The following is a 3047-nucleotide window of genomic DNA, read 5'->3' on the forward strand; positions in this document are numbered from 1 at the left end:
AAATTCTACTAATTCAAAAGAAACCTTACTGTCTAACTTAAAAAGGGGAGTTACAAAATTTCTAAAATTTCTCCCGTTAATTCTTAAACACATTACTCAATTATATTTTTTCTGGACGTTAATTAAAACATATGTTTTCTTTCAGTAGATAGAGGCAATATCACATAACTAGTATATAGGTCTTACAAAATAAGACCTATACACCCAAATATGGTGAGATAGGTCTGACAAGTATCAGACTTTATTGTTTCGCTAAAATAGAAAAAAAAATTATAAATCATCGCAAGGACTTTCACTTTGTTGAATTTTTCTTACTAATAGATAGCCGCTAAAAAAACAACTCACAGTATCTTTCATTTTTTTTTTTCTCCTCCAACTATCATTATGGTAACTATTCCGCAATTGCTCATGAAACCTAACTCTCCAGTAAAAACTTTTAAAATTGACAACCACTACCCTACTGCTTCGAACTATTCCAACCATTAAAGGCAAAAACGCAGTTCCAGTAATTAAGACACTCTAAATTCGATTATTTCTCTTAACAACAACCGGTTCCAACTTGAATTGGCGGACATTTTACAGTTCCGTAACTGCAATATACGCAACAATCCCCTTCTAATGGTCGCAATCTTGTTTTACAATTCTCACACTCATAGAAAAATTCACACGCATTTGTCGGCATTATTTCGTCTTTTTTATGTCCACATTTCGGACAGGTAATTGTCGATTTTAATTCAACCATTTTTCCGTCGTATATACCGCAAGTTTGACAACTTCCGTGCCCTTTATTTTGGTAATAATTTACGATTGTTGCTATAAAAAGTCCGAACATTCCTGTGTAAATTATGTAAGTTGAATTTTCTGATTTGCTAAAATAATAAGCGAAAAATATTAGTATCCCGCTAATGATTGCAATTAAAAATGGATATAAACTTTGATGGCTTCGGTATGAAATAAAAATTCCGCTAATTGAAATTAAAACCATTGCCTGAAAAATCCACATTGTCCAACCTCCAAATAGTTCAAAACTTCCAAGTCCAAGTGCTGAAGCAGCAAACGCAAAAAGTGGAAAACAACAAGGAGAAAAAATCGCTGTCAAAAAGAGTCCAACAGTTCCGAGTTTGTCAATGTTATTTTTTATTTTAAATGTCATTTTTTATATATTATATAAGATTACCTTGCCTAAATCTTATGTTAAGTTTGCCTTACCAAAAATACAACATAATTTTAATGAAATGATAAGGCATCACCTCTTTCAAATATTGTCATAAAAAAAAAACGTCACAACTAGTGATATTCCATGACTGAAGAGTTAAACAATCTAACTAATTATAAAAAGGCAATTTAACTTAATAAACCATTCTTATTTGCAAATCATTTGTTTAAAAATTAATGACAGATTAAAAAAGCGAAAAAAAAACAGCTGTCAACGATTTAACAACAACTAAAAATCATGGCTTAGCGGGAAAATTAATTATGGTCTTTTGTCTGCACACATCCATTCTATTAGACTGTAAATGTTGTTTCAAAATATTTTTTTTTTACAAAACACTGATATTCAATATTGTTAAAATTTATTTAAAATATTATTAATATTTAGTCTAAATAAATTTGTCAAATTCATGGCGAGTTTTATATTTGCATTATTATTTTTAATTATTCTAAATAAATGAAAAAAGTATTTGTTTTAATTGGGGTTCTTTCAGCGGTGCTGTTCTCCAGTTGCACCGATGATTCCGAATATACAGTTGTTGTCAGCAATAAAATAGCTATCGGAAAATCTATTTTCTTTGATAAGAACCTTTCCAACCCTATAGGCCAAGCATGTGCTTCTTGCCACGCACCCGAAACTGGTTTTAGTGATCCTTTGCACAGGGATGTTTCGGAGGGCGCCGTAACAGGAACTTTCACAAACATCAATTCTCCAAATTTAGCCTACAATGTATTTTCTCCTGAGCGCACTTACAATACGACAGATGAAACTTATATTGGAGGACTTTTTCTTAATGGTCGATCTCCAAACTTAAAAGAACAACTCACCCATCCTTTTATTGGTCCGCTAGAGATGAATAATGGAAGCATCGTAAACGTTGTTTCCAAGGTAAGAAATGCCTCTTACTTTTCTGAAATAGAAAAGGAATACGGTGTAGCTAAGACTGACGAAGAATTAATGTCCTACATTGCCGATGCATTAGTTGCTTTCGAAACATCAAAAGAAGTGAATTCTTTTACCTCAAAATTTGATTATTTCAACAAACAGTTGATTAAATTCACTGATGATGAAAAGAAAGGATTAGCCGTTTTTCAGGGAAAAGGGAAATGTGCACAATGTCACGTTTTGGAGCCAGACGAAAGAACAGGAAAAATTTTGTTTACTGATTTTAGTTATGACAATATAGGAGTACCCAGAAACGAAAAAAATCCATTTTACAACCAATCTATAGCAGTAAATCCTGCGGGTTTCAACTTTATTGATTTGGGTATTGGAGTTGTTGTTTCTCAACCTGGACACAACGGAAAATTTCGAGTTCCCACCTTACGAAACATAGCCATATCAGCCCCTTATTTTCATAACGGATCCTTTAAAACATTAAAAGAAGTCATTCATTTCTATAATGTTCGAGATGTAAACCCAAGCGAATTTAGTGCTCCAGAAGTACTTGAAAACGTAAATAGAGATGAATTAGGTAATTTAAAAATGACTTCCCAGGAGGAAAGCCAACTAGAAGCATTTCTTGAAACTCTTACTGATCATTACCGAAAATAATTTTTTATACTACAAAAACCATAAATATGAATTTCAATAAAATAATGTTCACCCTTATTGCTTTAATAGGATTACAAACCATAGAAGCACAAAAAAACAATGAAAACTCCCTGAAAGAAGTTATTGTCAAAGGCTTTAAAACTGTAAATGGGATAGGTCACTTGCCCGATAGCAAAGACGGAATCATTTATGCTGGTAAAAAAAGTGAAATCATTCTTGTTGACAGTCTCGATGCCAATAAAGCAGTCAATAATACCAGACAAATACTGGGAAGAATCCC

Annotated in this window: 3 protein-coding genes and 1 pseudogene; 2 read left to right on the forward strand and 2 right to left on the reverse strand. The window is 32.4% G+C overall.

From position 1 onward, the window contains the following. Positions 1 to 538: 538 nt before the first annotated feature. Positions 539 to 742 (reverse strand): GDCCVxC domain-containing (seleno)protein, encoded by a 204-nt coding sequence (locus VFS71_RS12645; RefSeq protein WP_326401658.1) that lies wholly within the window; start codon positions 740 to 742, stop codon positions 539 to 541. 66 nt (positions 743 to 808) lie between these two features. Continuing rightward, a pseudogene (locus VFS71_RS12650) lies at positions 809 to 1153 on the reverse strand (MerC domain-containing protein); the annotation flags it as partial. Between the two features lie 516 nt (positions 1154 to 1669). Here VFS71_RS12650 and VFS71_RS12655 point away from each other — a divergent pair. Together VFS71_RS12655 and VFS71_RS12660 are read left to right on the forward strand one after the other, a co-directional pair. After that, the gene (locus tag VFS71_RS12655; RefSeq protein ID WP_326401656.1) at positions 1670 to 2767 is read left to right on the forward strand and encodes a cytochrome-c peroxidase; all 1098 of its coding nucleotides are present in this window, start codon (positions 1670 to 1672) and stop codon (positions 2765 to 2767) included. A 26-nt stretch (positions 2768 to 2793) separates the two neighbouring features. Continuing rightward, a partial coding sequence (locus VFS71_RS12660) for a hypothetical protein (RefSeq protein WP_326401657.1) occupies positions 2794 to 3047 on the forward strand: 254 nt, incomplete at its 3' end.

Source organism: Flavobacterium sp., from assembly GCF_035760125.1.
Taxonomy (GTDB): Bacteria; Bacteroidota; Bacteroidia; order Flavobacteriales; family Flavobacteriaceae; genus Flavobacterium.